Here is a 24,991-nt window from a genome sequence, read left to right as displayed (position 1 = left end):
ATTCAAAGGTACAAATTAACCTACAATTTGTTTCTCTTTGATTTCAGCTAATGTTTTACAATCGATACATAAATCAGCAGTAGGGCGAGCTTCTAAACGACGGATACCAATTTCGATACCGCAAGAATCACAGAAGCCGAAATCATCTTCTTCAATTTTCTTTAATGTTTTAGAAATCTTCTTGATTAAACGACGTTCACGGTCACGTGCACGCAGCTCTAAGCTGAACTCTTCTTCCTGCGTTGCCCGGTCAACCGGATCTGGAAAGTTAGCTGCTTCATCTTTCATATGGTCAACGGTACGGTCAACTTCTTCGCGTAATTGTGTACGCCACGCATCAAGAATTTTGGTAAAATGATCACGTTGCGGTTTATCCATGTACTCTTCACCGCTTTTTTCCTGATACGGTTCAACTCCGGCAATGGCTAAAATGCCTAATGTTTTTTTAGTATTATTGGCTGGCATAGAACTTTCCTTTAACTGATGCATGATTGACTGCGCGAATTTACCTGCATCAATACAGCGACAAAATGATATAAAACCCGTAGTGAAATTACGCTAAAATGGCTCCACTTATTTTCGGCGGCTATCTATAGCAATAAGTGTAGTGCGAGTCAATGAATTGTTGTTTATTTGCGCTGTTAAAACTTGTTTTTTTTCGGAAATGTCGAGCGGCGCACTATGTCGTAATTTAACTTTTTTTATTTTTATTTGTATTTTAGCGGAGTGTTATTTGCCATCTTTACCCATTGAGTCAGTGATCAAGCAGCTGCAGTCAAGCTTATTACTTGCCCCGCAAGTTATTCTACAGGCACCTCCCGGTGCCGGTAAGTCAACTTTTCTGCCTTTTACTATGGTTAAAGAGCAGTGGTTTTCCGGCAGAATAATTATGCTAGAACCGCGCAGGCTGGCGGCTAAAAATATTGCGTATTATCTTTCTTCGCTGTTAAAAGAGCCGGTAGGCGGCAGAGTTGGTTACCGTATGCGCGGTGAGAATAAAACCAGTAAAGATACCCGCCTGGAAATAGTAACCGAAGGTGTACTGACGCGTATGCTCCAGCATGATCCGGAATTAAACGGTGTGGATCTGCTTATTTTCGATGAATTTCATGAGCGTAATTTACAGGCTGATTTAGGTTTAGCGCTGGCGCTTGATATCCAGGGGGCATTGCGTGAGGATTTAAAACTGCTGATTATGTCGGCAACGCTGGATAACAGCAGTCTGTATAAACAGCTGCCAGATGCTTTATGTATCTCTTCGGAGGGGCGCTCTTTTCCTATTGATTACTTTTATCAAAGCAGCAGTAAACAGACTCTGGTACCCGATTTAGTTAAATTAATTAAACGTGCTTATCAGGAGCGGGCGGGAAATATTTTAGTCTTTGTTGCCGGCATAAAAGAGATAAAACAATGTGAGTCTTTATTGCGGGGCTATTTTGATCAGCTGCCGGACAAGCTGCTGATCGCTCCTCTATACGGCGCGCTGACATTGGACGAGCAGCAGAAAGCGATTGCTAACTGTCCGTCTGGGTTTCGCAAGATAGTTATTGCTACTAATATCGCAGAAACTAGTTTAACCATTGAAGGCATTACCGTGGTGGTGGACTCAGGCTTTGAACGCTGCATGTCTTATCAGGTGCAGTCGGGCATTGGTAAACTGCATACGCAGCGGATTAGCAGCGCAAATGCGACACAGCGCGCCGGGCGAGCTGGGCGTTTAAGTCACGGGGCCTGTTATCGTTTATGGTCAGAAGAAACCCGCCTCAATAAGCAGGCTTCTCCTGAAATCAACCGAAGCGATTTAACGTCATTAGTTTTAGAAGTTTTCAACTGGGGAGTAACAGATCTCAATGAACTGTCTTTTATTACTCAGCCGGCAAAGGTTAATGTTGATGTGGCTAAATGTTTATTAAAAAGCATCGGTGCCGTTGACGCTAAAGAGCGTTGCACCAGACATGGTCAGGCGATAATAAAACTAGGTGTTAATCCGCGCTTAGGACACCTTTTATTACGGGCTGTATCTCTGCAGAAAGATCATCATATAACCGGGTTAGTGGAACTTGCCTGTCTGCTGGCCGCACTGCTGGAAAGTAATGAAAAAGGCAGTGATGATATTGAGCAGGGGGTATTAAGGCCGTCATCGGCAGTTAAGCAGCAGCAGTCTATTTTATTAAAAAAACTCACTGTGAAGAAAACGGGGCAAACCTTACCATTAACCTATTGCGGTTTGTTGTTAGCACTTGCTTATCCGGACCGCATTGCCAAAGCTCGCGATCTTAATAACGGCATCTATTTATTAAGTAATGGAACTGGTGCATCTTTGTTGCATGAATCTAATTTAATCGGGCAGACAATGTTGGTGGCTGCTGATCTCGCTTTGTCGGACCGAACTGTAAACAGTTTGATTTATAAAGCTTGTCCAGTTTCACTCGAGATGATCCAGACTTATTTGCCTCACTATTTAAGCGAACAGGATTATATCTGCTGGCAGTTGTCGACTAAAAAGTTAATTGCAGAAAAGCGTTTAAATATTGGGAGCTTGCAGATTAGTAAGCGCCCGCTGGCTAATGTCAGTAATGAGCAGAAGAGTTCTGCTGTCTTAAGTGGGATAAGGCAGGCGGGATTAGCCGTTTTGTCCTGGTCAGATGAAGATAAGCAGCTGCTGAGCAGATTGCGTTATGCATTTGCGCAGCTGAGTGCAGTTAATTATAAAATAGATTTTCCTGATTTTTCCGAACAAGTTCTACTTGAAAACTGCGGACAATGGTTAGCTCCCTATTTAAACGGTGTGACAAAACCGGAGCAGTTAAAACGCCTGGATCTTAAGGGCGCTTTACTTTCGCGTTTATCCTGGTCTGTTCTGCAGATATTCAATGAGCTCTTTCCAACTACTATCAAGGTGCCGACCGGCTCCACTATTAAAATTAGTTATCGAGATGATGAAGCCCCTGTATTATCGGTACGTATGCAGGAATTATTCGGCCAACAGGAAACCCCGTGCATCTTTGGCGGGCGTATTCAGTTACAATTAGCACTGCTTTCGCCGGCAATGCGCCCCCTGCAGCTGACGCAGGACTTAGGCGCTTTCTGGCAGGGAGCATATACAGAGGTCAAAAAAGAGATGCGCGGGCGATACCCTAAACATTACTGGCCGGATAATCCGCTTGAGGCTGTCGCCACAAGACGCACTAAAAAACATCTTGAGCAGAAATAAAATTGAAATACAGTTGGAAAATTAATGTCTAAAATTAACGCTTTGTTTACGTTTTTTTCAAAAAACAAAAAAAAGAAAAGAAAAACTAAGAAAAAAGCCTCCTTTAAACAGCGTTTTTTGAGTGGACTCTGGTCCCTGTTCTGGAAAGGCAGTTTAGCTTTTATCGCCTTTATGCTTATCGCCGGGATCTATTTTGATCGGAAGATTGAACGCAAATTAGACGGACCGACCTGGACACTGCCGGCGCAGGTTTATGCTCGTCCGCTGTTATTAGCACCTGGCAAGGAGTTGTCACAGCAGTCATTAATCAAGGAACTACAGTTATTAAACTACCGCCCGGTACGTTCGCTGCAGGCAAGCGGGCAATATGCCGTTAATAATCAGCAGGTGTCTATTTACCGGCGTGCTTTTGATTTTCCGAATCAGCCTGAAAGTGCCGTGCGGATAACCGTTCATTTTTCCGATAATAAAATAGCTGCGATTAAAAATACTCAGGCACAGAGTCTAGCTTCAACCCGCTTAGATCCTCTGCTGTTAGAGCGTTTACATTCAGATACCATTGAAGATCGTGTTTTTGTGCCCTTTGAGCGCATTCCCAGCTTATTTATCGATACTCTGCTGCTGATGGAAGATCGTGATTTTTACCATCACCAGGGCATTTCACCCTTTGCTATCGTGCGTGCCTTTATCGTTAATTTTCAGGCTGGACGAACCGTTCAGGGGGGCAGTACTTTAACTCAGCAGTTAGCGAAGAATCTTTTTCTGACTCAGGACCGCAGTTTATGGCGTAAGTTTCAAGAGGCTTATATTGCTGTTCTGATGGATTATAAATACAGCAAAGACGCCATTCTAGAAGCTTATCTTAATGAGGTTTATTTAGCGCAGAATGGTAATGCCGGTATTTACGGTATTGGTCTTGCTAGTGACTTTTATTTTGCCCGGCCGATCAATGAGCTGCGTGTTGAGCAGATTGCGCTGCTGGTGGCGATTATCAAAGGACCTTCCTATTATAATCCGCGCCGTAATCCTGAGCGGGCCTCAGCACGGCGCGATCTGGTGCTGAGATTGATGGTTGAAAACAACCTAATCAGTACCGCTGATTATAAGTATGCCGTTGCTGACCAGCTTAACCTAAGTGATAGACGTGCCCTGGATAACCGGGCTAATCCGGCGTTTATCAGTCTGCTACACCGTGAATTACAAACCAAGGTTCCCTCTGGTGTGCGCAAATCAAGCGGTCTGCATATTTTTACCTCGATAGATCCGCTGGCGCAGCGAAATGCCGAACTTGCTGTACATAACGGTGTCGAAAGAGTTGAGAAAAAAGATCAGGATGATCTGCAGGGAGCTATGGTGGTAAGTGACCGTAGATATGCAGAGGTGCGGGCGCTAGTTTCCGGGCGAGATGTTAAATTCAGCGGTTTTAACCGGGCTTTAGATGCTAACCGCCCGATTGGCTCACTGGTTAAACCGGCAGTGTATCTGACCGCTTTAGATGCAGGTTATGATTTAGATTACCGTTTGGATGATAAAGAGATCATTCTTAAAAATGCCACTGGTCAGCGCTGGAAACCGAAAAATTACAGCCGTAAATTTCGCGGCGAGGTCAGCTTAGAAGAGGCGTTAGTTTATTCTTTAAATGTGCCCACGGTTAATTTAGGTATGCAGGTTGGACTTAGCAATATTATTAATAATCTGCATAAAATGGGCGTTAAGGAAAAGATAAAAGCCTATCCATCATTAGTATTAGGCAGCCTGTCTCTTTCTCCTTTTCAGGTAGCGCAAATGTATCAGCCGATTACTATGCAGGGAGTCTATAAACCGCTAAGTTTAATACGCAGTATTCTTTCAAAAGAGGGGGAGGTTTTATACAGACGCTCAAATAAGGCGCATAAAGTCTTCTCACAGCAGGCGGTTGCGCAGTTGACAAATACTCTGCATAAGGTGACAACACAAGGTACGGCACGTAGTTTACGCTGGCGCAATCAGGGACAGCATTTTTCAGGTAAAACAGGTACAACCAATAATTTAAATGACAGCTGGTTTCTGGGGTTTGATGCAGATGAAGTTGTCACTACCTGGGTAGGTAAAGATAACAATAAAAGTGCTGGTTTAACGGGCAGCAGCGGTGCATTAGTATTATTTTCAGATTATATGAAACAGAAAAAAGGAAGTTAGCGTGACTGAACCCTTAATGACCATTGAGCAGCTGCTGAGTGTCTTTACAGAAAATAAAAGCTGGGATAAACAATATCGTTTAATAATCCAGCTGGGTAAACAATTACCGCCGCTTGCCGATAGCAGTAAGATAGAGGTAAATCAGGTAAAGGGCTGCGAAAGCCTAGCCTGGCTGCTGATTGAAAATAAAAACAGTCGTTATAACTTTAAAATGGACAGTGATACCCGGGTGGTTAAAGGGTTAATGATGATTTTGCTGGCTATCTTTCAAGGAAAGACTGCGGAGCAGATTCATGAAATAGATATTAAAGCTATTTTTGCACAGTTAGGTCTGCTTAATCATTTAAGCCCGTCGCGTGCAAATGGTCTGCTGGCGATTGTTGAAAAAATACAAGGAGTTTAATCTGCTTATGGACAGTAAATATTTATTCTTTTTTTCTATCCTATGGATACTGAATCCTCAATACTTATCTGCGCAGGAAAACCTAGGACTTGCTGATAGTGAGCAGCGTTATGTTTATGATGTTTCTTATAAAAGTATTAATGTCGGTCAAATTATCAGAGAGTTAAGTCCGCAGGGGGCTGATATGAGGGTGAATACCTCGGCCGAACTGGCTTTTTTGTTTTTTTCTTTTGGCGGTAATCAGCTTTCAGATATCTACCGGGATAAGGACTCGCAGTTATTTCTGAGCCGGCATTTTGTGCGTAATAATGTCGGTTTTATTCGTGTGAGTATGACAGCTGATTTTTCTCAAAATGGTCATAAAAGCCGACTGCTGGTGGATGGTGAAAAAAAAGAGTTTGTGAATGAAACGGATAAAATAGTCGATTTTAATGCACTGGGGCTGCAGTTGAGTGAGGGTCTAAAAGCAGGGCAGACACATTTTGAATTTTATATGCAGACATCAGATTCAGTTGCGCATTATTTTTTTGAGGTGAAAGGAAGCGAGTCAATTGACAGTAAATTCGGCCGGCTGCAGACTTTTCGTTTAGAGCAGACTCAAAAAGATGATCGTAAACTTACTGCCTGGTTTGCTCCTGATATTAATTATCAGATGGTTAAATTTCATTATCAGCGTAACATGCTGGATATTAGAGGAGAATTAAGTGAGCACTCAGCTAAGAAATTGTGAACACTTTTGCGGAAAAAACAATGATTAAAAATAAAGCTAAAAAGGCTGCTTCACTGCATCCAAGAAACCTGCACCAAGGCAGTTATGACTTTACCCAGCTAACGGCTGCCTGTCCTGCTCTAACCCCTTTTGTTACCGCTAACCCGAAAGGCCTGGCAACCATTAACTTTAGTGATCCCCAGGCAGTTCTACTGCTTAATCAGGCGCTGCTGAAATGTTTTTATGGTGTCGATTTCTGGCAGATTCCAGAGGGATATTTATGCCCGCCTATTCCCGGCCGTGCAGACTATATTCATTACCTTGCTGATTTATTAGCTGAAACATTTAATGGTGAAATACCATCCGGTAAGAAAATTAAAGCCTTAGATATTGGCAGCGGCGCTAATTGTATCTATCCGATTATCGGCAGTCAGAGCTACGGCTGGTCTTTTGTCGGCAGCGATATTGATCCGGTTTCCGTCAAAACGGCGTCGTTAATTGTAAAATCTAATGCGGCTCTTAAAGACCGTATTAAACTTGTACAGCAGAAAAATGAACAGCTTATTTTTTCCGGAATCATAAAAAAACAGGATAAGTTTATTTTCAGTATGTGTAATCCGCCTTTCCATGCATCGATGGACAAGGCGCTAGCGGGCTCTACACGTAAAATTAATAATCTTAATAAAGGCAAGGTTACTCCGGTTAAGCTTAATTTTGGCGGGCAGGAGAACGAACTCTGCTGTGCTGGTGGTGAAATTGCATTTTTGAAACAGATGAGTCGTGAGAGTAAAGATTATGCCGAACAGGTCTGCTGGTTCAGCAGTTTAGTTTCTAAATCTGAAAATATACCTCCCCTGAAAAAGTTATTAGCGGAGCTTGGTGCACAGCAGATTAAGGTGATTAAAATGTCGCAAGGGCAGAAAGTCAGCCGGTTCATTGCCTGGAGCTTCTTAGCTTCTGACCAGCAGGCACAGCAGTTTATCAGTGAGTAATATTGGTATTTTTTGATGCTTAGAATAGCGGGAGGCGTAAAGAGTTAAGAGAAAGTTATTCTGCTAGGGAGGATAAATAAATTTAACTAAATTATTCTGGTCTATTATTAATTTAGGCTTCGGATGTAAAGGCTTATATCTACGCTTTTTACAGGTTTATTTATGCATACTATTAAGTACCGCCACAAAAAAAACTTAGTTAGCGATATTATTCTGCTCTTACTGCTTAATGTATTGTTCTGGCTTTCTTTTGGTAAAATGGAATTATTTGAGCTGCTGTATGAGTATTCGCGTTCCCATGAAGAGCTGGAGCTTGATGAATTTATCCCCTTAACTTTTGTATTGATGCTCAGCTTTATGTATTTTGCTATTCGCCGTTGGATTGATAGTGTTAAATTTGCGGCGTTTGCTGAACAGCAGGCATCTACGGATTCGCTGACTGAACTACTTAACCGCCGCGCAATTGAATACAAATTAGCATCAGAATGGCATCGTTTTATTCGTTATAAAGAGCCGTTTTGTTTAGTGATACTCGATATTGATGATTTTAAAAAAATCAATGATAATTTCGGCCACCTAAAAGGTGATGAAATTTTAAAAGAAGTTGCAGAGAAATTAGATGCGAACACCCGAAAAACTGATTTTTGTGCGCGCTGGGGAGGTGAAGAGTTTTTAATACTCTGCCCTGTTTCAGAGCTTGCACAGGCTATCGTCCTGGCTGAAAAATTACGAATCAATATTCATCGTGCTGTAAAAGGCCGTATTGAGCTTAGTGCGAGCTTAGGTGTAAGTCAGGCAGATCCTAATACCTCTTTGCAGGATGTGATTAAACGCGCTGATTTAGCATTATATAAAGCTAAATTAAAAGGAAAGAACTGCGTTAGTAGCGATTAAGTTTTTTATTGATGATAAAAAAGCCCGAGTAATTAATTTCTTCGGGCTTTTTTATTAAACGTTAATTAGCAAATTACTTAACTTGAACTCAGGTTACTTAAGCAGACGTGCACGAATTGTGCCTTTAATCTCTTTTAGTTTAACCAATGCAGTCTGTCCATCTTCACTGTTCACATCAATAACTACATAACCAATGTTTTCATTCGTCTGCAGGTACTGCCCGGCGATATTGATATTACTTTCGGCAAATGCCAGGTTGATTTGAGTAAGTATGCCCGGCTGGTTACGGTGAATATGCAGCAGACGGCTGGTATTGGTATGTGCAGGTAAAGAAACTTCCGGGAAGTTTTTAGAAGACAGCGTTGAACCGTTATCTGAGTATTTAACCAGTTTACCGGCAACTTCAAAACCGATGTTTTCTTGTGCTTCCTGTGTGCTGCCGCCGACATGCGGTGTAAGAATAACATTATCAAATTTACGCAGTGGCGATTCAAACTCTTCATTATTTGATTTCGGCTCTACCGGAAATACATCAACTGCTGCACCCGATAGTTTTTTGCTTTCAAGAGCGTCACATAAAGCCTGAATATCAACAACGGTGCCGCGGGCCGCATTCATGAAAATAGCCCCGTCTTTCATCTGTGAAAACTCTTTTTTACCCATCATATTTTTTGTAGAGTCAACTTCAGGTACATGTAGACTAATAATATCAGACTGAGCAAGTAGTTGTTCCATGCTGGCGATTTGTGTTGCATTACCTAGAGTTAATTTATTCTCAATATCGTAAAATGAGACTTTAAAACCTAAGTTTTCCGCAAGAATACCAAACTGTGTACCGATATGACCGTAACCGATAATGCCTAATTTTTTACCACGTGCTTCGTAGGAAGCGTTGGCTGATTTATCCCACTCTCCACGGTGTGCTTTCGCATTACGTTCTGGTATACCGCGTAATAATAATAAAGCCTGACCTAACACAAGTTCTGCAACACTACGGGTGTTTGAAAAAGGGGCATTAAATACAGCAATACCCTTTGCCTGTGCTGCATCAAGATCAACTTGGTTTGTGCCGATACAAAAACAGCCGATACCAACAAGTTTGTCAGCCGCTTCTAATACTCTTTTACTCAGGTTAGAGCGGGATCGAATACCAATAAAATGAACATCTTTAATTTTTTCAATTAAATCTTCTTCACTAAGGGAAGTTTTGATGCTTTCAATGTTTGTGTAACCAGCGTCGGTAAAAGTATCAACTGAGCTTTGGTGTAAACCTTCTAGAAGAAGAACTTTGATTTTGTCTTTATTGAGTGAAAACTGAGTCATTTTATTTCCTTGGGCCTTATTTAACGTAAGGTAAATGGACAAACAATTTTAGTAGGATTGGTATACGTAATAATTCTGAGTCTTAAAATAGCAAAAATAGAAGCATATGTGAACTTCTGTGAGGTAATTCACATATGAATAATTGCTACAACTTATTACATTTTGGCGATTTATTGCTTCATCCACTGATGCAGTAAAGGAATCGACGCATATAAAAGGTTTATTTTAGAGTTTTAACGCCTTCTGGAGAGCCGACTAATACAACATCAGCTGCTCGGTTAGCAAATAGGCCATTTGTTACCACACCAACAATTGAATTGATTTTATTTTCTAGTTTTAGAGGCTCTGCAATTTTCATATTGTGTACATCTAAAATAACATTACCGTTATCTGTGACTACACCCATACGGTAAACCGGGTCACCGCCTAACTTCACTAATTCACGGGCAACGTAACTGCGAGCCATTGGAATGACTTCAACAGGCAGTGGGAAATCACCTAAAATATCGACATTTTTGGTGTTATCGACAATACAGATAAATTTATCTGCAACTGCAGAAACAATCTTTTCACGAGTAAGCGCCGCACCGCCGCCTTTGATCATATGATTGAATGAGTTAATTTCATCAGCACCGTCAACATAAATGCTTAAATCAGAAACTTCATTAAGGTCATAAACATTGATGCCGTATCCTTTTAACTTCTGAGTCGAAGCTTCAGAACTTGATACTGCGCCTTTTATCTCATTCTTCATTGTCGCAAGTGCATCAATAAAGTGATTAACTGTCGAACCCGTTCCTACGCCGACAATTGAATCTTTCTCTACATATTCTAAGGCCGCGTAAGCCGCCGCTTTTTTCATTTCATCTTGAGTCATGAGCCGTATATCCTGTTTTATAGATCAGAGGTAAAAGTGACAGAATTATAACCTGAACTATGTAGTTATCCAGATGATAATGATGAAATTTATTTAATCGGGGTTTTAATACCAATCTGGATAAGTAGTTGTTCAGATAATTGCGCAGGAAAAATCGTTTAGATCGCGGAAGAGATTGCCGTAACTAGTCGTTCTAATTACAAAATTTCTGACAAAGAGATAAACGATTTTAACCAGCAAGAATGATTAAATACTTATGTAGATTGGTATCACCTACCAGTGATAATGCTCTGAAGGCGTAATAATTTCAGGCAGGGGGACATCCCACTCTTCGATCGGCAGCTGTTTAACCTGCTGGCAGTTATGTGCCAGGCCGATTGGATAAGGACCGCTTTTATTTTTGAACCAGGGGGCAAGCATGCGGTCATAATAACCGCCGCCCATACCGATACGGTTTCCTTGTTGATCAAATGCAACCAGCGGTGCAAAGATAATATCTAAATCTGTTACTGGGCAGGTATGCTGCTGTTCTAGTTTAGGCTCTGAAATACCATATTTGTTCGTTACCATTTCAGAGTCGCTGGTGTAGTGCAGAAACAATAAATGACCCTTACTAAAAGGATGTACAACAGGTAAATAAACCTGTTTGTTATTAGCCCAGCACCATTTGATAAAAGCGAATGTTTCAATTTCACCGTCATGGGCCAGTGATATTGCTATCTTGTGCGCTTTTATCACCTTGTCGTGTTTAATCAATTTTGAAAAGAGCTTTTCAGCATCCAGGCTTTGCTGTTCAGGGGGTAATAAGCGTCGCTGTTTACGAATATGTTTACGAATTTCATTGCGGGACAGATCTTGTGAACTTGAATTCATCGTGTTTAAACAACTTATCTAAGGTAAGAATGAATTGACAGAATATCATTGTTAAAAGCAGATTAATAATTGCAAAATATATAGAACAGTTTTGTAGAATTAATAAGTGAAGGTGCTTTGAGTATTGATCGGGTAATTAGAGGTGTTACCGGTTAAATAATTAATCTTTTTTTGTGGTGGGGTAAGTAACCCAAGGATACCGTTATTGACTTTGACCTTGAACCCGAAGGTCAAGGTTGGTGTCTCAGTGTTTGCCGCAGGCTTCTCGATACGAGCCGAGCTTGCACAATAGCATTCAAGCCAAGTCACCAGGGTAATGCTTATCGGCTCAGGGACGTAGTCAAGATGAGCGAATATCCGAGGGTTAAAAATACTGTACGCCTGTTTTTGTCATTTGCAAAGCACTTTCTTCTAACCTTGCTTGATATTGTTTTGCTGTTGATATATTTTTTTTAAATTAATGGTTTTACTGTCTGAAAAATAACAGTTTGTTAATTTTTACTACTTTTATCTGTCAGCAGCACAGTTTCAATAGAACTCTGCAGGGTACGGATACGTTCATTTAATTTTTCTGCATGTTCCTGATTTTTGGCTTTTTCTGCATTAAGTTCATGACAGAAATTCAAAGCAGCCATCACAATCAGCTGTTCATTACGTAAAGCACGAGATCCAGATTTCATGCTTTTAAGTTTATCGTTAAATTGATCGACACTTTTCTGCAGGGCTGGCTCTTCACCATCGGGGCAGGCAATTTTATATTGTTGGCCTAAAATAGAGACTTCGAGATGTGCCATAATTAACCTATAAAAAAGAAAGTTGTTAAAGTAGCTGCTATGCAGGAACGTCTTAAAATGTAAAATATTCATTTGCAGACAGCCTGATTATATATAATGTTAGCGAGCTCAAAAAATAGATAATAACTTACGAACTATAGCTGCCTAGCTATCAAGTTTCAAGTACTTACTAGCGGCAAGATTTTGTGGATGTTAGTATTGTCGTTTTATATTTTATTTAATAAAAGAGTAATCCCCATGAGTAAAGAACCATTACCTAGTTTTGAAAAAATCACTCAGACCTTAGAAGACGCCGATTTGTTTACCAACGCTTCTGAAACACACGGGGTATTATCTGGTCTTGTTTGTGGTGGTGTAAAACTGGATGATCAAAGCTGGCGTCCGCATTTTAATGATGTCGTGAATGAAGGGCTGGGTCTACCGAGAAACGCGCAGAAATTAGTGGAGTCTATTTACGGGCAGGTGGTAAATCAGTTTACCGATGACGGTATGGGATTTAACCTGCTGCTGCCTAATGATGATGTACCGCTTGATGAGCGTGCTGAGGCGATGGCGCAATGGGCACAGGGGTTTTTAGTTGGTTTTGGTATGGTGCAGCAGGCATTAAACCAGGCCTCTGATGAAATTCAGGAATTAATCCGAGATATTCGAGATATTTCTCAGGTATCCTTGGATTTTGAGCAGGAAGATGAGGAATCAGAAATTGCTTTCGCAGAGATTGTTGAATATTTACGTGTCGGGGCAATGCTTTGTTTTAATGCTTTCTCCCGAAAAGCGCCTGCACCTGTTTCAAAAACTCTGCACTAGTTAAAAGGGAGCTGAAGAGTATGTTTAAGCCGCGTAGAGCCGCATTTTTCAGCAAAATGGAAAAGAATAGTTTGGCAGTGATTCCTGCCGGCCGAGAAAAAATACGAAATAATGACTGTGAATTTCCTTTCAGACAAAGTAGTGATTTTCATTATTTAACCGGATTTAATGAACCGGGTGCCTGTTTAGTACTTCTAAAAGACGATGAAAGTTGTAAAGCAATTTTATTTAATCGTAAAAAAGATAAAAGTGCAGAAGTTTGGCATGGTTACCGGCTAGGGCAAAGTGCGGCTGTTAGTGAATTAGGTTTTGACAGTGCTTTTGCCATTGAACAGTTTGAACATCACCTTTATGAGCTGATGGATGGTTTAACAACACTGATTTATCCTACCTTTCAGGATGCTGAATTAGATAAGAGCCTGAGCGCTGTAGTTAATAAATTACGGGGAAGTGCGCGTAAAGGTGCTGTTGCTCCAACGCTGATTATTGACAGTTCTCGGATACTGCATGAGATGCGTCTGATTAAATCCGAAAGTGAGATTGAATTACTTTCACAGGCAGCTGAAATTTCTGCTTCTGGCCATATTCGCGCAATGCAGAGCTGCCGTTCCGGTATGTGGGAATACCAGTTACAGGCCGAACTTGAACATGAGTTTGCACTGCAGGGCGCACCAGCAACGGCTTATAACAGTATTGTTGCCGGTGGTGAGAGTGCCTGTATTCTGCATTACACGGAAAATAATCGTAAGCTTCGAGACGGAAATCTGGTTCTGATCGATGCTGGTGCTGAATATCAGGGGTACGCTGGAGATATCACCCGTACCTTTCCGGTAAATGGTGTTTTTTCTGAGCCTCAGGAAAAACTGTACCAGCTGGTGTTAGATGTGCAGAGAAGTGCAATCAGCCAGGTGAAACCGGGCGCCGCATTAATTGATATTAATAAAAACGCTGTTCAGCAGCTGGTTGACGGTCTGATTGAGTTAGGCTTGATGCAGGGGGATAGTGAAGTTTTGATCAAAGATGAAGTTTATAAAAACTTTTACATGCACGGCATCGGCCATTATATTGGTCTGGACGTGCATGATGTTGGTGATTACGGAACGCTGGAAAATCCACGTTTATTAGAAGTCGGGATGGTTGTGACCATTGAGCCGGGTTTGTATGTCGGTAGCGATGCTGATGTTGATGAGCAGTGGAGGAAAATCGGTATTCGTATTGAAGACGATGTATTAGTGACAGAGCATGGCGCTGAAGTATTAAGTGCTGATGTACCCAAAAGTATTACAGAAATTGAAGCGTTAATGGCAGATGCAAAACAGCATGGATAATAACACCGCTACGCAGCTGGACTGCGATATTCTTATTGTCGGTGCCGGAATGTCGGGCTGTCTGCTTGCTTATTCGCTCTTAAAATTTAATCCCAAGTTAGATGTCATGCTGGTTGATGAAAACCCGCAGCGGTCAGAAAAGCAGAATCATTTTGTACATCCCGGTTTTGATGCGCGCAGTCTTGCATTAAGTGCCGGCACATGTGAACTATTAGCTGAACTGGGATTGTGGGACGATTTACAACTGCAGGCGCAGCCGATAGAAGATATTCATATTTCTGACCGAGGCTATTTCGGGGCGTTGGATTTACATAAAAGCAATAAACAGCAGGCTTTTGGTTATGTGGCTGAGCTGCAGGATATCGGCCGGGTTTTAAATAAACACCTCAAGCAGCATAAACAGCTGCGACGTTTGTACAATTCATCTTTAACTAATATAGAAAAACATCCCGAGCATATCAGCTGCTGTTTAGATAACGGGCAGATTATAAAGGCTAAAATGTGCGTCGGCGCCGACGGAGCAAACAGTGTAACGCGTGAGCTGCTGGATATCCCGGCACAGACATCTGACTATGGATGTTGTGCTGTTATCGCTAATGTTCGATCCTCTAAAGCGCATTTAAACAAAGCTTTTGAACGTTTTACTGAATTCGGACCTATTGCACTATTACCCTTAAGTGACAACCGTTATTCACTAGTCTGGTCTGTTGCTAATGAGGATCTGGTGCGTATCAGTGCGTTAACTGAACCAGAATTTCTTGCAGAGCTGCAGCTGGCATTTGGTTATCGTGCCGGCGTTTTTACTGAAGCCGGGAAACGGGATACTTATCCGCTTAAGCTGATTAAAACCTATAAACCACTAGCCCATCGCGGCGTCTGTATTGGTAACGCCGCGCACTGCCTGCACCCTGTGATGGGCCAAGGTTTTAATTTAGGCATGCGGGATCTGTATGTGTTAGCTTCACAAGTGAGCCGGGCAGAAAGTAAAAGTCAGATCGGCAGTTATCAGATGCTTGAACAGTACTGGCAGCTGCGCAGGGCTGATCATCATAATACGATTGCTCTTACCGATTCAATGGTACGTATTTTCAGTAACAGCAGCTGGCCGGTTATTCTTGGACGGAATACTGCTTTACAGGCGATGAGCTGCCTGCCTGATTTATCAACCCCTATTATTAAACAGGCGAAAGGCCAGTTTAATTTATTAAACCGAGATGCACAATAATGATGCAGTCATATGACTTAACTATTGTCGGCGGAGGCATGGTCGGGCTGACATTAGCAGCCTCTCTTGCGGACACTCCTTTATCGATTGCTTTGATTGAAAGCAGTGAAGCGTCTGTTCTTACAAAAGAGCCGGCCAGTCGTGTTAGTGCGATAAGTTATGCAAGTAAACAGATTTTAGAAAACTTAAATGCCTGGCAGAACTTAAACAGTGAACGAATTACTGCATATAACAGTATGCAGGTCTGGGAAAAAGACAGTTTCGGAAAAATTGAGTTCGATGCTCAGCAGGTTGAGTTTCCGGAACTCGGTTATATTATTGAAAATGATCACATTCAGTCGGCGTTACTTTCATGCGTACAGAAACAGAAAAATGTTGCATTTTATTCGCCGGATCATATTAGTAATATTGCTGTTGGTGACGGTGAGGCATGGATTACGTTAAACAGCGGCAAAACTTTAACCTCAAAGCTAGTGACCGCCGCTGATGGTGCAAATTCATGGCTGCGTAATAAAGTTGATGTTCCCTTGACTCGCTGGGATTATAATCATCATGCCCTGGTGGCAACGGTTAAAACAGATTTAGCACATGAACATTGTGCAAGACAGATCTTTACGCCTGACGGCCCTTTAGCCTTTTTACCGCTGTTTGAAAAAGACCTTTGTTCAATTGTCTGGTCCGTGCCTCCAGAGAAGGCGCTGCAGTTAAAGGGCTTATCTGAGCTTGAGTTTAATAAACAGTTAACCCGTACGTTTGATAACCGTCTAGGAATGTGTGAAGTGCAGGGCGCGCGTTTTAGTTTTCCTCTGACTATGCGTTATGCGCGGGACTTTGCCAAGCATCGTATCGCTTTAATTGGTGATGCGGCTCATACCATCCACCCGTTAGCCGGCCAGGGGGTGAATCTTGGTTTATTAGATGCGGTTAGTCTCGGGCAGATTATCAGTGAGAATATTGAAGCCGGAAAGGATATCGGCCTGCATGATAACCTGCGTTTTTTTGAACGCTGGCGTAAAACTGAAGCAGTTCAGATGATCGCTTCAATGGAGCTGTTAAAGCAGTTGTTTCAGGGGGATAACCCTGTTCAGAAAACGCTGCGCGATATTGCTCTAGTGTTTGCTGATAAAGTTTATCCGTTGAAAAAACAATTTATAAAACAAGCGATGGGACTCAGCGGGGAGCTGCCGGAAATCGCTAAGCAGTCTTAAATTAGACTAGCGCTTATTCCATCGTGGTTAAAAAAACAGCGTATATATCCGTCTATCGATTTGCTGATTTTGCTTTTTGAGGTAGCTTGGGTATATTACGCAGACTTAACAATACAACGTGTTTAATTAATAACATTAAACCTAATAAGAGAAGAGCTTTAATTATGATCATTAAACCAAAGATTCGCGGCTTTATTTGTACTACAACTCATCCTGTTGGTTGTGAAAAGAATATTCAAACGCAAATTGAATACACAAAGCAGCAAGGCAAAATTAAAAACGGTCCTAAACGTGTATTAGTGATCGGCTCTTCAGCTGGTTACGGTATGTCTTCACGTATCGCGGCCGCTTATGGATCCGATGCATCAACTATCGGTGTGTTTTTTGAAAAACCGGCTACAGAGCGTAAACCAGGCTCTGCCGGCTGGTACAACAGCGCTGCTTTTGAAAAACAAGCAAAAGCTGACGGCTTATACGCGAAAAGTATCAATGGCGATGCTTTCTCTCATGAAATTAAAGCAAAAGTCATTGAGCTGATCAAAGAAGATTTAGGTCAAATTGATGCAATTATCTACTCTGTTGCCGCGCCGGTTCGTAAAATGCCTGATACAGGCGAAGTGATCCGTTCAAGTCTAAAACCTATCGGTGAAACATATGTTTCAACGGCGATTGATACTAACAAAGACTGCATCATCGAGGCTTCTGTTGAGCCTGCAACTGAAGAAGAAGTTGCTAATACTGTCACAGTAATGGGCGGACAAGACTGGGAGTTATGGTTAAGCGCACTAGGTGAGGCCGGTGTATTAGCTGAAGGTGTAAAAACTGTTGCTTACTCGTACATTGGTACTGAGCTGACTTGGCCGATCTACTGGGACGGCGCATTAGGCAAGGCCAAACTTGATTTAGACCGTGCTTCTACTGCTATTCAGACGCAGCTTGCACCGCTAAATGGTGAAGCTTATGTTTCAGTACAGAAGAGTGTAGTAACACAGGCAAGCTCTGCAATTCCGGTTATGCCTCTGTATATCTCCATGGTATTTAAAATCATGAAAGAGAAAGGTCTTCACGAAGGTTGTATGGAACAGATTCACCGTCTGTTTACTGCACAGCTTTACAAAGAAGATGCAACTGCACCAGTGACTGACGAAGCACGCCGCTTACGTCTGGATGACTGGGAGTTGCGTGAAGATGTACAGCAGGCTTGTAAAGATTTGTGGCCTTCTATTACAACTGAAAACTTGTTTGATTTAACAGACTACAAAGAATACAAAGAAGAGTTTTTACAGCTGTTCGGTTTTGGTCTAGAAGGTATCGATTACGATGCAGATGTGGATACACTAGTTGAGTTTGACTGCCTTTCAGTTTAATAACTGAACTTTTGAGCTTTTAAAATACCCGCTTCGGCGGGTATTTTTGTTTTTAATGGATTAAAAACAGTTGTGTCTTATTCTTAAGGTTTTGCTTAAAGGTTAAGGGATACTATGTTTGATGACGTATTACAATTCTGGTTTGAAGAGACAGCTCCCGCTCAATGGTGGACTAAAGATCCGTTATTTGATCAATTGATTACAAATAAATTCACTGCCCTGCATAAGCAGGCTGGTGCAGGGGAATTATTTGAGTGGCGTGATACCGCATCGGGACGTTTGGCAGAAATTATCGTACTGGATCAATTCTCCCGAAATATGTTTCGGGATTCAGCGCGGGCTTTTGCCCAGGATGCCTTAGCATTAGTTTTAGCGCAGGAGGCGATAAGTCGCGGGGCGGATAAGGAATTAAATGCTGTTCAACGTAGTTTCCTGTATATGCCTTTCATGCATAGCGAATCATTAAAAATTCACCAGCAGGCAGTTATATTATTCAAGGCTAACGGAATACAGGCTAACTACGATTTTGAGTTAAAACATAAACAGGTTATTGAACAGTTTGGTCGTTATCCGCATCGTAATAAAATCTTAAAGCGTTTGTCTAGTAAGCAGGAAGCTGCTTTTTTACTGCTGCCTGGGTCAAGTTTTTAACTTATTAATGAATAATTTACTGCAGATAAAGGCAAGCAGTTGAAAATATTTAGACAGAACAAGTAAAAACTAAAAAAACAGTAAATTTTTCCCATTTTTATTAATTTTATGTTGCATATCAGCGCTAAATTATTAGACTTGCAGGTCTGTCGGTATGTAGCGCAGCTTGGTAGCGCACTGCTCTGGGGGAGCAGGGGTCGAAGGTTCGAATCCTTTCATACCGACCATTTCTCTTTTTTCAGCCAACATCATCAGCTAATGCTCATTGCCTACCGTTTAAGGATCTTTTATGACACCGTTTTCATTATCCACTGAGCAGTTACTTAAAGAAGTACGGACTGTCTTTGATGTACAAAGTGCCGCACTGTCCTCACATAGCCAGCGGCTCGGTGATGAATATTTAAAAGCTTTAGCATTAATGAAAAGCTGTACTGGACGAGTGATTGTCTGCGGAATGGGGAAGTCTGGGCACATAGGTAAAAAAATATCTGCATCACTCGCTTCGCTGGGCACTCCTTCATTTTTTATGCACCCTAGTGAAGCATTTCACGGTGACTTAGGCATGATCACTAAGCATGATTTACTACTGCTTATCTCCTACAGCGGTGAAACGGATGAGTTATTAAAAATAATCCCCTCTATTCAGCACTTTGGTAATAAAATAGTCTCTATAACTGGCGGTCGTAATTCGACTCTGGCACAAAATTCAGATGTGGTGTTAGATGCGAGTGTAGAAAAAGAAACCTGCCCTAATAATTTAGCGCCTACCACGTCAACGACTCTGACACTGGTGATCGGCGATGCATTAGCATCAACCCTTACCTTAGATAATCAATTCAGTCCGATGGACTTTGCCCGTTTTCATCCGGGAGGTAGTTTAGGTAAGCGTTTACTGACTTTTGTGAAAAATGAAATGCGCAGTGATAATCTTCCGCTGGTGGAGCTGCAGACATCTCTGACCAATGCTTTAATGGTGATGACTGAAACACGCACTGGTCTGGCTTTGGTAATGAAAGGCAATGAACTGCAGGGGGTGATTACCGATGGTGATGTGCGCAGATTCTTAATCTCGGGTAAAAGTATTAATGAGTGCGAAGCCCATGAATTAATGAACGGCTCTCCGTGTTTTATCGCTCCTGATGCGCGTTTGACTGAGGCGGAAGAGATCATGCGTGAAAAACATATAAAATGGTTAATCGTCAGTGAAGACGGCAAAAAGCTTGATGGCATCATTGAGTGGGGACAGTAAATAAGAGTGGGATTACTAAGCAGAATAAACTCTTATTTAATTATATTATTTAGCTGTTTTCTTCTGCTTTGCAGTCCTGTTAGTTCTGCTCAAACATTAGATAAGTCGTTATTCACCTGGCTTGCTCTTTTGTCCTCTAATATAAAACGTATCCAGCCGGATCTGCACTGCCCGCAAAACCAGCTTGCTGGTATAAAAGTGCTCAAAGAGCAGAACAGGCTAAATACAGATATTGCTTTAATTGACTGGGATTTGAACTGTCAGGCAGGGCCCGTAGCTTCCTCCGATACTGAAAGTTCCCCGTCGACGGAAGCGTTTAAAGATAATATTGATCTGTCGCTGAATAAGATTTTTAACTTATTGAAGCTGCTTCCTGAAAGTAATCTACGCATAAATTCCGTTAATTTAGACTCAAAGCTTATTAATAAAAAACTCTCTTTCAGCTTACTGGTTAATAAAACTGCACAGCAGCTGCTTATTACTCTCTCAGGTGAATTACTTAAAGTTAATGTGAAAGTTGATCTAAACAGCAGATATTTAACTTTAGACGGTTCAATTGCTTTAGAGCTGGCTGGTGATTATGTAAATATTAACGATCAGGCTAAACCGTTTCTTAATAATGACTTAGAAATCAATTATCAAAGTGATTTAAATCACTGGCAGCAGGGGGAGTTGTCGGTTAACTGGGCAGGAATGGCGGGAAGCTATGCAGAGCAGGCTGAGTTTAGATTAAGCAGTAAATTACAATTATTAACCCGGCAGGCCGTTGTTAATGAACTAGCTGTTAATTTAAAAAAAGTTAAACTGCCGCTATCTGAACAACAGGAGTGGAAAACAGGTTATATTAAACTTAAGCTGGCCGCTCCGGCATTAATCAATTTGTCCCCCGAGTTAAATATTAAGGCGCTGCCTTTACATCTGCGCATCGGATCCAGTGTGCTGCTCAGCAAAGTAGTGCGTGGTAAAAGCAAACGTATTCGTATTGATACTCAAAAGCTTCCCTCATTGTTTATGACTGTTTCTCCTCAGGGCACTGCTTCAGATATTAAGGCAGACTGGAGCCTTTCTTTATTAAATCAGACACTTTCAGGAAACAGCTCTTATAGCGGGAATAAAGTGCATTTTGATATTGCTGATAATAAGCTTTCAGCTGAAACATTATTTGACTCACTCGGACGCTATATAACTGAGTTTGAGTCTGTGCAGCTAAAATCTGGAGAGATAAAGCTGAAAATGTCGGCTGATTACGACTTGAAGACAAACCGCGGGCAGCTGTTGAGCAATTTAAATGTGTTGTCGTTATCAGGAGAGAAGAGCAATATATTGTTTGACGGGGTTAATTTCAGCAGTGTATTAGATTATTCTGTTAACAATAGGAAAGTTACTGTTAATCAGGATAAGCAGCAGTTAAAAATTGACAGCTTATTTGTCGGTATACCGCTCCAGGCTGTACAGTTAGACGCGCAGATTAATGCGACTGATCCGGTGATACAACATTTTAAAGCACGTTTATTAGGCGGGCGTGTTGATTTTGATGATCTGCAGTTAACACCTCCAGGTAAAACGATTATTGCCATTTCTGGTATTAGTTTAAGTGAAGTGATTAAATACAGCAGTTATCCAGAAATAAAAGGTAAAGCTGTGCTGGACGGTATGCTTCCTCTGTCTCTTAATAAAAGTGGTCCGACGGTTGCAGAGGGAATGGTATTTGCCCGGGCACCAGGTGGTTATATTAAGGTGCCTGAAAATACAGTGATTAAAGCAATGAGTAGTGGAAACCCCGCTTTTTCTTTTACCATGCAGCTGCTGTCTAACTTTCAGTTTGATACTTTGCAGGCAGTGATAGGTTATACTAGTGATGGTGAAAGTGATTTGAAAGTTGAGATTAACGGTATCAATCCGACCGTCAGCGGTACTCAGCCGATTAACTTTAATTATTCACATAAAGAGAATATTCTTAAATTACTTCAAAGTCTGCGTTTCAATGATGAATTAGTACGACAAATAAAGGAGAGGTATTAGTGCTTAAAAAAATGAGTCTTATTTTACCGTTATTTTTTACTATAGCGGCATGTACACCAAGGATAGAGCTGGCTATGCCCGATGAGCCTATTACAATTAATTTAAATGTAAAAATTGATCATGAAATTCGAGTTAAAATAGACAAAGAGTTAGATGAACTATTTAGTGAAGACAGTGGCCTCTTTTAAAAGTAATAATAAAAAGTCTAGGAGATAAAATGAAAAAGTTGTTTTTGATGGTTATGCTAATGCTGAGTTTTTCTGTGTCGGCCTTAGACTTATCGGATGCTAAAGAGCAGGGATTAGTGGGGGAGCAGGCGAACGGCCTGCTGGGAGTGGTTGAGGCATCAACAGCGACAAACGCATTAGTTAAAGATATTAACAGTAAACGCCTGGTTATCTTAAATAAGATGGCAGAAAAAAACGGCATGACTCTGGAGCAGGTTTCTATTTTAGCGGGTGAGAAAGCAATTAAAAAAACACCCGCCGGGCAGTATATCCGCAATGCATCAGGGCAATGGGTTGTGAAATAGTTGTCTGATTAATATAAATAATAATAAACGGGGAAAAGTGAGAGATTCATTTTTCCCCGTTTGTTTTTTGGGGGCTGTTCTGTCTAAGAGATTGACCATTTAACTACCCGCCATTAGCGTTTAATCTCTTGGTCATAACCGTCATAAAAACAGATGTTAACCTTAACTCATTGAATTTAGGCGTTTTAATTTTAGTTGTTTGTAAATATTTACATTATGAAAATAATAAGTGGAAAGATTTTAACTAAATATTCAATTCTTATTTATACTTAGTTACAAGTTAAGGGATAAACGACTAGTATGGAAAACAAGGAGTTATGCAGCTTTAGATAAAGCTACAGGGACTAAAGGAAACCTTCAGGAGGAAGGTCAAGCAATAGATTAGATTGCGGCAGGGAGTTAAGGAAACTATCAGGAAGATGGTGAAGCGTCAGGTTAGGCCGCGTTAAGGATTTTAGGAGACCTTTAGGAAGAAGGTAGAGCAGTAGATTAAACTGCGATAGGGATTTAGGATCCTCATAGGGATTTGCAGGGAAAAGCACGGAGCATCAAGGACACCTTCAGGAAGAAGCGGTTTCAATAGTATTTGATAAAATGGATAAAGGACCGGCTAAAGGACTAGTAAAGGGAAGAAGCTTAGATTAGCTGTTGTCATGGAACCACAAGGGCGTGGAAATTATCAAGGGAATGAATATTAAGACTATAAAAGGGTGAATACATGAATTGTATTCGCCCTTTTTCATTTTCAGATAAATATTGTTTTGCATCAATACCTGAGTGGTTCACTGGGTTATATTGTTTTTTTATATACAGTAATAAAGGGAAATAAATGAGCGAGTCAATTCATGGGCATCAGGTAATGGAAATGATGGCTAACAGTGCAAAAACTTACACAAAGTCGGCTTTAAAAGCGGATATCGCAGCCAGGTTTGGTGAAAACGCGCGTTTTCATACCTGTATGGGCAGTGACTTAAGCGCGGATGATCTGATTGATTTCCTCGCTTCTAAAGGCAAGTTCATTGAATCAGAGCAGGGCATCAGCATGCCCGAAGAGCATCTTTGCTGATACCTGGATCCTGTAAATAATTCTGCATAATCAGTCCCTATTTTTTATCGGGGCTGATATTAACCGCGCAGACGATCTTTTATCTGCCAAAGCTTAAAAACCCCGAAGATAAATACCTGCACAGCTTCTGACTTAGTAAGCCTTATTTTTTTGTTAAACGCACTGTAAATAACCGCTAGTTGGATAAGGTGCATAATACTCATAAACCCTAACAGCAGGTAAAAGGCGAGAGCAGCCTGCCCCGGAAAAGGGAAAGCAAGGTTCGTTAATAATCCTGTCCAGACCATGAGCATGAAAAATTTTGCTAAGGGAGTAAAATATTTTATCATTGCCCTTTTACATATAAGCGGTAAGAGACTTGCCCTGTACTCTTTTCTTTTAATAATTTCCATGAATCCGGCAGTTCAAGAGCTGACTGCTGTATTTCCATTTCGATATAAATTAATGCCTGCTCTGTTAGATAGTTATTTACTTCTAATGCCTGGCAGCATGGCTGTACTAGATCTTTGTTAAAGGGCGGATCAATAAAAACAATATCGAACTGCTGCTTTGCTGCCTGCTGCAGATAGCTGATTGAATCAGTTTCAATGATAACGGCATTATCGACTTTTAAGGTATGTAAATTATTGCGTAATTGTAGAGCAACCTGTTTGTCACGTTCGAGTAAAGTGGTATTCGCTGCATAACGAGATAAAGCTTCAAAAGCCAAACTACCGCTACCGCTAAAACAATCTAAGCATTGTGCATCGCGAATATCATGCATTAACCAGTTGAATAAGGTTTCTTTAGTGCGATCCGTTGTCGGCCGTAACCCCTCCTTATCTTTTACCGGTAGTTTTTTCCCCCGCCATTTTCCAGATATTATGCGGATAAACCCGTCCTTGATCGGTTTTCTGCTTTTTTCTTGATATTTAGTTTGATGATTTCTACCCATATAATTTTTAGTCCGGCAAGATGATGGTAATATATAGCGATATGCTGCTATTTTAGCAGGCTAATTTGCTTGTGAGTAAGGTTTTTAATTAATGTCAAAGAAGAAAGGTCTATTTTCCTGGTTTGGAAAGAAATCAACAAAAGAAACTTCAGCAGATGAAAAAGCTGCATTGCTTGAAACTCTTAAAAAAGAAGCGCAACAAAATAACGATAAAGATGTTGAAATAATTCTTTTTGATGAAGATGATTCAAATGTAGATTTAGAAGCTCAAAAGCTAAAAGCGCAAAAGCTAGAAGCTGAAAGACTAGAAGCTGACAAGCTAGAAGCTGACAAGCTAGAAGCTGA

Annotated in this window: 24 protein-coding genes, 1 tRNA gene, 1 other RNA gene and 1 pseudogene; 19 read left to right on the top strand and 8 right to left on the bottom strand. The window is 41.1% G+C overall.

The genetic code is table 11. The features are described 5' to 3' along the window. Positions 1 to 15: 15 nt before the first annotated feature. The gene (dksA, locus tag G327_RS0119265) at positions 16 to 465 is read right to left on the bottom strand and encodes an RNA polymerase-binding protein DksA (protein ID WP_019616446.1); all 450 of its coding nucleotides are present in this window, start codon (positions 463 to 465) and stop codon (positions 16 to 18) included. Between the two features lie 268 nt (positions 466 to 733). On the opposite strand from dksA, the gene hrpB reads away from it, so the two are divergent. From hrpB to G327_RS25135, 6 genes are all read left to right on the top strand, one after another. Next, on the top strand, positions 734 to 3,214 hold the full coding sequence (gene hrpB / locus G327_RS0119260) for an ATP-dependent helicase HrpB (protein ID WP_019616445.1): 2,481 nt from the start codon (positions 734 to 736) through the stop codon (positions 3,212 to 3,214). A 24-nt stretch (positions 3,215 to 3,238) separates the two neighbouring features. Further along, complete coding sequence (gene mrcB / locus G327_RS25140; protein WP_019616444.1) at positions 3,239 to 5,392, top strand: penicillin-binding protein 1B; 2,154 nt, start codon at positions 3,239 to 3,241, stop codon at positions 5,390 to 5,392. Between the two features lies 1 nt (position 5,393). Then, positions 5,394 to 5,795 carry a SufE family protein gene (locus G327_RS0119250; protein WP_019616443.1) on the top strand — a complete coding sequence of 134 codons (402 nt, stop codon included), beginning with the start codon at positions 5,394 to 5,396 and terminating at the stop codon, positions 5,793 to 5,795. A gap of 7 nt (positions 5,796 to 5,802) precedes the next feature. After that, a complete protein-coding gene (locus G327_RS0119245; protein WP_019616442.1) occupies positions 5,803 to 6,525 on the top strand; it encodes a DUF3108 domain-containing protein in 723 nt (240 codons plus the stop codon). Positions 6,526 to 6,545: 20 nt separating this feature from the next. Further along, a complete protein-coding gene (gene rlmF / locus G327_RS0119240) occupies positions 6,546 to 7,496 on the top strand; it encodes a 23S rRNA (adenine(1618)-N(6))-methyltransferase RlmF (RefSeq protein WP_026339454.1) in 951 nt (316 codons plus the stop codon). A gap of 162 nt (positions 7,497 to 7,658) precedes the next feature. Further along, a complete protein-coding gene (locus G327_RS25135; RefSeq protein WP_019616440.1) occupies positions 7,659 to 8,390 on the top strand; it encodes a GGDEF domain-containing protein in 732 nt (243 codons plus the stop codon). Positions 8,391 to 8,483: 93 nt separating this feature from the next. On the opposite strand, the gene serA is transcribed toward G327_RS25135, so the two are convergent. From serA to G327_RS0119215, 5 genes are all read right to left on the bottom strand, one after another. Beyond that, entirely contained in the window at positions 8,484 to 9,713 is a 1,230-nt protein-coding gene (gene serA, locus G327_RS0119230) for a phosphoglycerate dehydrogenase (protein WP_019616439.1), read from the bottom strand. Between the two features lie 220 nt (positions 9,714 to 9,933). Beyond that, a complete protein-coding gene (rpiA, locus tag G327_RS0119225; RefSeq protein ID WP_019616438.1) occupies positions 9,934 to 10,590 on the bottom strand; it encodes a ribose-5-phosphate isomerase RpiA in 657 nt (218 codons plus the stop codon). Between the two features lie 273 nt (positions 10,591 to 10,863). Then, on the bottom strand, positions 10,864 to 11,463 hold the full coding sequence (locus tag G327_RS0119220) for a 5-formyltetrahydrofolate cyclo-ligase (protein WP_019616437.1): 600 nt from the start codon (positions 11,461 to 11,463) through the stop codon (positions 10,864 to 10,866). A 184-nt stretch (positions 11,464 to 11,647) separates the two neighbouring features. Next, positions 11,648 to 11,831, bottom strand: a non-coding RNA gene (gene ssrS / locus G327_RS26620) — 6S RNA. Between the two features lie 123 nt (positions 11,832 to 11,954). Further along, entirely contained in the window at positions 11,955 to 12,257 is a 303-nt protein-coding gene (locus G327_RS0119215) for a cell division protein ZapA (protein ID WP_019616436.1), read from the bottom strand. 237 nt (positions 12,258 to 12,494) lie between these two features. On the opposite strand from G327_RS0119215, the gene G327_RS0119210 reads away from it, so the two are divergent. From G327_RS0119210 to G327_RS0119155, 12 genes are all read left to right on the top strand, one after another. Continuing rightward, positions 12,495 to 13,064, top strand: a complete 570-nt coding sequence (locus G327_RS0119210) for a UPF0149 family protein (protein ID WP_019616435.1) — start codon at positions 12,495 to 12,497, stop codon at positions 13,062 to 13,064. Positions 13,065 to 13,084: 20 nt separating this feature from the next. Beyond that, on the top strand, positions 13,085 to 14,392 hold the full coding sequence (gene pepP / locus G327_RS0119205; RefSeq protein ID WP_019616434.1) for a Xaa-Pro aminopeptidase: 1,308 nt from the start codon (positions 13,085 to 13,087) through the stop codon (positions 14,390 to 14,392). Further along, positions 14,385 to 15,617 carry a 2-octaprenyl-6-methoxyphenyl hydroxylase gene (ubiH, locus tag G327_RS0119200; protein WP_019616433.1) on the top strand — a complete coding sequence of 411 codons (1,233 nt, stop codon included), beginning with the start codon at positions 14,385 to 14,387 and terminating at the stop codon, positions 15,615 to 15,617. Before pepP ends, ubiH begins: the two co-directional genes overlap by 8 nt. Beyond that, entirely contained in the window at positions 15,617 to 16,825 is a 1,209-nt protein-coding gene (locus G327_RS0119195; RefSeq protein ID WP_019616432.1) for an FAD-dependent monooxygenase, read from the top strand. The genes ubiH and G327_RS0119195 overlap by 1 nt, the downstream gene beginning before the upstream one ends. Positions 16,826 to 16,989: 164 nt before the next feature. Further along, a complete protein-coding gene (fabV, locus tag G327_RS0119190) occupies positions 16,990 to 18,192 on the top strand; it encodes an enoyl-ACP reductase FabV (protein ID WP_019616431.1) in 1,203 nt (400 codons plus the stop codon). Positions 18,193 to 18,306: 114 nt separating this feature from the next. Beyond that, positions 18,307 to 18,843, top strand: a complete 537-nt coding sequence (locus tag G327_RS0119185) for a DUF924 family protein (protein WP_019616430.1) — start codon at positions 18,307 to 18,309, stop codon at positions 18,841 to 18,843. 150 nt (positions 18,844 to 18,993) lie between these two features. Further along, positions 18,994 to 19,070: transfer RNA gene (locus tag G327_RS0119180), tRNA-Pro, on the top strand. Between the two features lie 62 nt (positions 19,071 to 19,132). Continuing rightward, on the top strand, positions 19,133 to 20,092 hold the full coding sequence (locus tag G327_RS0119175) for a KpsF/GutQ family sugar-phosphate isomerase (protein WP_019616429.1): 960 nt from the start codon (positions 19,133 to 19,135) through the stop codon (positions 20,090 to 20,092). Between the two features lie 129 nt (positions 20,093 to 20,221). Further along, positions 20,222 to 22,114: an intermembrane phospholipid transport YdbH family protein gene (locus G327_RS0119170; protein WP_157601202.1), complete on the top strand. Its 1,893-nt coding sequence runs from the start codon at positions 20,222 to 20,224 to the stop codon at positions 22,112 to 22,114. Positions 22,115 to 22,125: 11 nt separating this feature from the next. After that, positions 22,126 to 22,302, top strand: a complete 177-nt coding sequence (locus tag G327_RS0119165) for a YnbE family lipoprotein (RefSeq protein WP_083938569.1) — start codon at positions 22,126 to 22,128, stop codon at positions 22,300 to 22,302. Between the two features lie 29 nt (positions 22,303 to 22,331). Further along, the gene (locus G327_RS0119160; protein WP_019616426.1) at positions 22,332 to 22,646 is read left to right on the top strand and encodes a YdbL family probable chaperone protein; all 315 of its coding nucleotides are present in this window, start codon (positions 22,332 to 22,334) and stop codon (positions 22,644 to 22,646) included. 829 nt (positions 22,647 to 23,475) lie between these two features. After that, positions 23,476 to 23,712 carry a YecH family metal-binding protein gene (locus G327_RS0119155; RefSeq protein WP_019616425.1) on the top strand — a complete coding sequence of 79 codons (237 nt, stop codon included), beginning with the start codon at positions 23,476 to 23,478 and terminating at the stop codon, positions 23,710 to 23,712. Between the two features lie 59 nt (positions 23,713 to 23,771). Here the strand turns inward: G327_RS0119155 and G327_RS0119150 are convergent, their stop codons facing one another. Continuing rightward, positions 23,772 to 24,041, bottom strand: a complete 270-nt coding sequence (locus tag G327_RS0119150; protein ID WP_019616424.1) for a DUF1145 domain-containing protein — start codon at positions 24,039 to 24,041, stop codon at positions 23,772 to 23,774. Then, entirely contained in the window at positions 24,038 to 24,646 is a 609-nt protein-coding gene (gene rsmD / locus G327_RS0119145; RefSeq protein ID WP_019616423.1) for a 16S rRNA (guanine(966)-N(2))-methyltransferase RsmD, read from the bottom strand. The genes G327_RS0119150 and rsmD overlap by 4 nt, the downstream gene beginning before the upstream one ends. A gap of 91 nt (positions 24,647 to 24,737) precedes the next feature. Here rsmD and G327_RS25130 point away from each other — a divergent pair. After that, a pseudogene (locus G327_RS25130) lies at positions 24,738 to 24,991 on the top strand (signal recognition particle-docking protein FtsY); the annotation flags it as partial.

Source organism: Psychromonas ossibalaenae ATCC BAA-1528 (assembly GCF_000381745.1).
Taxonomy (GTDB): Bacteria; Pseudomonadota; Gammaproteobacteria; order Enterobacterales; family Psychromonadaceae; genus Psychromonas; species Psychromonas ossibalaenae.
This window is presented reverse-complemented; position numbering and strand designations above follow the sequence as displayed.

What these genes read in the sequence shown, in the direction of transcription:
- G327_RS0119150 (WP_019616424.1), bottom strand. Translation starts at nt 24,041, where the DNA reads ATGATAAAATATTTTACTCCCTTAGCAAAATTTTTCATGCTCATGGTC.
- rlmF (WP_026339454.1), top strand. Translation starts at nt 6,546, where the DNA reads ATGATTAAAAATAAAGCTAAAAAGGCTGCTTCACTGCATCCAAGAAAC.
- mrcB (WP_019616444.1), top strand. Translation starts at nt 3,239, where the DNA reads ATGTCTAAAATTAACGCTTTGTTTACGTTTTTTTCAAAAAACAAAAAA.
- G327_RS0119155 (WP_019616425.1), top strand. Translation starts at nt 23,476, where the DNA reads ATGAGCGAGTCAATTCATGGGCATCAGGTAATGGAAATGATGGCTAAC.
- G327_RS0119220 (WP_019616437.1), bottom strand. Translation starts at nt 11,463, where the DNA reads ATGAATTCAAGTTCACAAGATCTGTCCCGCAATGAAATTCGTAAACAT.
- G327_RS0119160 (WP_019616426.1), top strand. Translation starts at nt 22,332, where the DNA reads ATGAAAAAGTTGTTTTTGATGGTTATGCTAATGCTGAGTTTTTCTGTG.
- dksA (WP_019616446.1), bottom strand. Translation starts at nt 465, where the DNA reads ATGCCAGCCAATAATACTAAAAAAACATTAGGCATTTTAGCCATTGCC.
- G327_RS0119210 (WP_019616435.1), top strand. Translation starts at nt 12,495, where the DNA reads ATGAGTAAAGAACCATTACCTAGTTTTGAAAAAATCACTCAGACCTTA.
- G327_RS0119165 (WP_083938569.1), top strand. Translation starts at nt 22,126, where the DNA reads ATGAGTCTTATTTTACCGTTATTTTTTACTATAGCGGCATGTACACCA.
- G327_RS25135 (WP_019616440.1), top strand. Translation starts at nt 7,659, where the DNA reads ATGCATACTATTAAGTACCGCCACAAAAAAAACTTAGTTAGCGATATT.
- rpiA (WP_019616438.1), bottom strand. Translation starts at nt 10,590, where the DNA reads ATGACTCAAGATGAAATGAAAAAAGCGGCGGCTTACGCGGCCTTAGAA.
- G327_RS0119245 (WP_019616442.1), top strand. Translation starts at nt 5,803, where the DNA reads ATGGACAGTAAATATTTATTCTTTTTTTCTATCCTATGGATACTGAAT.
- G327_RS0119215 (WP_019616436.1), bottom strand. Translation starts at nt 12,257, where the DNA reads ATGGCACATCTCGAAGTCTCTATTTTAGGCCAACAATATAAAATTGCC.
- fabV (WP_019616431.1), top strand. Translation starts at nt 16,990, where the DNA reads ATGATCATTAAACCAAAGATTCGCGGCTTTATTTGTACTACAACTCAT.
- G327_RS0119195 (WP_019616432.1), top strand. Translation starts at nt 15,617, where the DNA reads ATGATGCAGTCATATGACTTAACTATTGTCGGCGGAGGCATGGTCGGG.
- G327_RS0119175 (WP_019616429.1), top strand. Translation starts at nt 19,133, where the DNA reads ATGACACCGTTTTCATTATCCACTGAGCAGTTACTTAAAGAAGTACGG.
- ubiH (WP_019616433.1), top strand. Translation starts at nt 14,385, where the DNA reads ATGGATAATAACACCGCTACGCAGCTGGACTGCGATATTCTTATTGTC.
- G327_RS0119185 (WP_019616430.1), top strand. Translation starts at nt 18,307, where the DNA reads ATGTTTGATGACGTATTACAATTCTGGTTTGAAGAGACAGCTCCCGCT.
- rsmD (WP_019616423.1), bottom strand. Translation starts at nt 24,646, where the DNA reads ATGGGTAGAAATCATCAAACTAAATATCAAGAAAAAAGCAGAAAACCG.
- serA (WP_019616439.1), bottom strand. Translation starts at nt 9,713, where the DNA reads ATGACTCAGTTTTCACTCAATAAAGACAAAATCAAAGTTCTTCTTCTA.
- pepP (WP_019616434.1), top strand. Translation starts at nt 13,085, where the DNA reads ATGTTTAAGCCGCGTAGAGCCGCATTTTTCAGCAAAATGGAAAAGAAT.